Source organism: Methylobacterium sp. (assembly GCF_028290105.1).
Classification (GTDB): Bacteria; Pseudomonadota; Alphaproteobacteria; order Rhizobiales; family Beijerinckiaceae; genus Methylobacterium.
Map to the genome: position 1 here is coordinate 1 of NZ_JAQGKL010000312.1, position 3,405 is coordinate 3,405.

At 67.0% G+C, this 3,405-nt stretch carries 5 protein-coding genes; 1 reads left to right on the forward strand and 4 read right to left on the reverse strand.

The genetic code is table 11. The annotated features are described in order from the left end of the window. The first annotated feature begins 213 nt into the window (after positions 1–213). Positions 214–567 (forward strand): hypothetical protein, encoded by a 354-nt coding sequence (locus JWQ05_RS20460; RefSeq protein WP_299662664.1) that lies wholly within the window; start codon positions 214–216, stop codon positions 565–567. Positions 568–709: 142 nt separating this feature from the next. On the opposite strand, the gene JWQ05_RS20465 is transcribed toward JWQ05_RS20460, so the two are convergent. The 4 genes from JWQ05_RS20465 to JWQ05_RS20480 form a co-directional block, all read right to left on the reverse strand. Further along, positions 710–1,069: a hypothetical protein gene (locus JWQ05_RS20465; protein WP_299662667.1), complete on the reverse strand. Its 360-nt coding sequence runs from the start codon at positions 1,067–1,069 to the stop codon at positions 710–712. 116 nt (positions 1,070–1,185) lie between these two features. Continuing rightward, complete coding sequence (locus tag JWQ05_RS20470; RefSeq protein ID WP_299662670.1) at positions 1,186–1,620, reverse strand: GtrA family protein; 435 nt, start codon at positions 1,618–1,620, stop codon at positions 1,186–1,188. Further along, a complete protein-coding gene (locus tag JWQ05_RS20475) occupies positions 1,598–2,455 on the reverse strand; it encodes a glycosyltransferase family 2 protein (RefSeq protein ID WP_299662672.1) in 858 nt (285 codons plus the stop codon). Before JWQ05_RS20475 ends, JWQ05_RS20470 begins: the two co-directional genes overlap by 23 nt. After that, positions 2,433–3,266, reverse strand: a complete 834-nt coding sequence (locus JWQ05_RS20480) for a TIM barrel protein (RefSeq protein WP_299662675.1) — start codon at positions 3,264–3,266, stop codon at positions 2,433–2,435. Before JWQ05_RS20480 ends, JWQ05_RS20475 begins: the two co-directional genes overlap by 23 nt. Positions 3,267–3,405: the final 139 nt, after the last annotated feature.

Genomic DNA, 3,405 nt, shown 5'->3' on the forward strand with positions numbered 1-3,405 from the left:
TCGGCCGGCGGCGGTTGGACGCAAGCCCGGCCGGACCCGGTTCCGTCCGGCGCCGGATCGCGACGGGCGGGCGACGACGAAGCTCCAAGGGGCCAGGCAAATGCTCGGTCCGAGTTTTCACGCCTGCAAATGGATTTGTTGTTGATTAGAGGGCAGTAAATCCACCACTACAAGAGGACGCACCAAGCAATTCTCGCCGGTCAGGAAGTCCCCATGTCCCTGCGCGCAGCGCCTGAGACAGCCGAGCTCGTCGGCGCCGCGCGCCGGCGGGCGATCGCGATCAGCAACGTGAACTGGTTTCGTGCGATCGCCTGGAAGGCCCTGCGGGACGGGAATGCGCAATCTGCGCTGCGAGCGGCCAACGCGCGTGCCGCGGCGCGGATCGTCCTCAGGCAGGCCAGGCGCGATGCGCTCGTCAGCCAGATCGCGATCGACGCCATGTCCGGCACCGTCCGGCCCTCCGCCCGCGCGCGGCTGCCCGCCTGTCCCTCGCGCGACGGCACGGGCGAGCCGGCCCCCGACCTAGCGACGGACTTGGCACCCGGCCTCGCGCCTTCGAACCGCTAGATTTAATAAATCGTTCACCGGTCTTGCGGGGGCCGCTGCCCGTCGCGGGGGGAATGGGGGCCATGCCCCGGGGCGCAACGGCGTCCCCGCGCCGCGCGCCGAGGACCGACCGGCTTGTCCGATCCCGGCGTCGCTTCGACCCTCAGAACCGCGCGTCGGCCTTCTGGCGCAGAGCCGTTAGGGCGGCCAGACCTGATCCCATGGCGGCCCCGAAGCCGGCACCCAGCGCCTTGACAAGAAAGTCGGTCAGGCGCCCGTGGCGCGTGGGCTCGATCAGTTGGAGCGCCTCGAGCCCCGCAGCTGCCAGGACGACGAGAGTCAGCAACGGCACAGGATACCGGGGATATCCGAAGGCGAACAGGAAGCCGACCACCGCGAAGGCACCGAAGCGTTCGAGCCCGACGGAGTCGCCGCTGGTCGGACGCAACCCGATCGGGGACAGGGTGGCGAAGACGAGGGCCGCCAGGGCGAGCCACCCGAGGCATTGGGAGAGGCGTTGCATTGCGTGACGCGATCCGGCTGGAAAGGTTGTGGCGAAGCGGCAGCCGCACGTGATGACCATGGCACCGGTCGCGTGGCCCTCGATCGAGCTCGTCGCAGCACCCGCGGGGCGCGCCCCTACGCTTTGGCCTGCCGCCGCGTGCGGATCCCGTGCGGCCGGACCGCGCGGGACGTCACGTAGAAGTTCACGGCGCAGGACACGCCCGCGGCGACCAGGACGAGCACGGCCGCGCGGTCGCCGGTGGGCTTGAACACAGGCTCGAGCGAAACGATGACGAGCAGGCGCGTGGCCAAGGCCGTCAGGGCGCCGAGGAGGATCCCGGCGCTGCGCCTCAGCGACACCCTCTGCGTAAAGGACCCGAACGTGAACCGCTCGTGCATGACGCAGTTGAGGAGAAAGGCCGAGACGAACCCCGCCGATGCCGCCGCGGGCACCGAAACCTGCCCGGCCCGGATCAGGACGTAAGCGACGAGAAAATCGAAGCCGAACCCGATCACGGTGACCAGGAAGAACCGGCTGAGCAGTTTCTTATCGAGATCCCTGAAGGACATCCTGCGCGACATTCCGCGGGGAGCGGTTCGGGTTGTATTTGCCGATCGCGACATTGACGAGCTCCAACAACATGCTCATTCGCCCACGCAGACCGGAAATCTTCGTCGGTGTGGCCGTATTCAGGGGATACCGGCGCGTGACCGGGGTCTCGCAGACGCGGTAGCCGAGCCTGGGCGCGCGGATGGAGAGGTAGAAGAGGAGTTGATACCGGTCGAATTGCGCACGGAAGGGAGCGACGCGCGCGTCGAGGAGGAATCCGCGCGAATAGGCCCGGAAGCCGTTGGTGGTGTCCGTGTACCAGAACCTGCGTGAGGCCAGACTGATCAGCGGCGCATGGATGAAGCGGCCGGCGATATAGCGGTCGAGCGGCGTATTCTCGCTTACGCCGCCCCTGACATAGCGTGATCCCTGAACCAGATCGTATCCGGCATCGAGCTTGGCGAAGAAATCCGCGATCGCGGCGACGCCGTCCTTCCCGTTCCCGTCGACGGTCACGATGCCGGCATAGCCCTCCTGAAGGCACCATGCGTAGGCCATGCGAAGCTGCGCGCTCAAACGTCCGGTATCCGTCTTCACCAGGACGGCCCGCACCTGGCGAAAGTAGGCGAGCAGCCCCGGATTCACGGAGCCATCGTCGCTCCCCCCGTCCGCGATCACGACGTCCATCGGAAACGGGAGCTGTTCCATCTCCATCAATTGCCGCTCGATGCGCGAACCTTCGTTGATGACCGGGATGACGACGGCGTAGCGATGCGCACGCTCGCGCAGGCGATGGACCGCAAAGCTCGGGACGCCCGTGGCACGGACGAGGTCAGCGATCGGCTTTAACGTCATAATGGTCCTCGATGACTTGAGCAGAGCGTTGAAGACACGTGCGCCAATCGCCGTCCGACTGTTTCATCTCGACGGAGATCCAGCCCGTGTAGGCCGATGAGCGCAGGCGTTCACCGAACTGCCTGTGGCGGGGATTGGCGGGGGACAGAGGCACGAGATCGGGTTCGCTGACGTGAACATGCGCCGCGACGTCGAGGTGAGGCCCGAGCGTCTCGTCGCGCTCCCCGTTGACGCAGAGGGTGCCGGTGTCGACGTGGAGGCGAAACCCCCAGTGGTCGACGGCCGCGACCAGTGCTGCGGCCTCATCGGTCCTCGTCACGTATTCGCAGCCGTAGCGCTCGGGGTTGGCCTCGAGCACCAGGATCGAGCCGTGATCCGCGAAGATCGCTCCGAGGTCCCGGAACAGCCCGGTCGCGATGCGGTCGGCCTCCGCGACGGGAACGTCGAGAAGCCGCCGCAAGCCGGGCGCCCCGAAGACGCACGGAAGACCTCCGAAATCCCCGGCCATGCGGGCGACATGCGTCGCGTGCGTCAGGAGAGACGCCCGCGCCCGCGCGCCTGAGAAGATCGGACCTAGCTGTGCACCGAACAGGATACCCTGAAGCGCGATGACGGCGAGGCCCTCGGATTCCGCACCGCGCCTGTACGTCGCGACTTCGGCGCGCGTCACGTTCTCCCAACCGCCGAAGACCTTGAAGGGCGCGATCTCCAGACCGCGATATCCAAGATCGCGCAGGAGACGCAAAGCGGCGCGATCTTGCTCCATCGGCCAGCACAGGTTCGACAACGCGAAGTTCCGCCCGCGGATCATCCCTCTGTCCCACAGCTCGTGGCCAGAAACCGTTCCATCCGCCGCAGCGTCGTCTCCTCGTCGGCGATGTATTCGAGCCCCAGAAGCCCGAACAGGCCGGCATAGGCCGTTCTCACGTCGTAGAACGCCGGCTGCAATC

Excerpts from the sequence above, each read along its gene's own strand:
- JWQ05_RS20470 (WP_299662670.1), bottom strand. The coding sequence starts at position 1,620 with ATGTCCTTCAGGGATCTCGATAAGAAACTGCTCAGCCGGTTCTTCCTG.
- JWQ05_RS20465 (WP_299662667.1), bottom strand. The coding sequence starts at position 1,069 with ATGCAACGCCTCTCCCAATGCCTCGGGTGGCTCGCCCTGGCGGCCCTC.
- JWQ05_RS20480 (WP_299662675.1), bottom strand. The coding sequence starts at position 3,266 with ATGATCCGCGGGCGGAACTTCGCGTTGTCGAACCTGTGCTGGCCGATG.
- JWQ05_RS20460 (WP_299662664.1), top strand. The coding sequence starts at position 214 with ATGTCCCTGCGCGCAGCGCCTGAGACAGCCGAGCTCGTCGGCGCCGCG.
- JWQ05_RS20475 (WP_299662672.1), bottom strand. The coding sequence starts at position 2,455 with ATGACGTTAAAGCCGATCGCTGACCTCGTCCGTGCCACGGGCGTCCCG.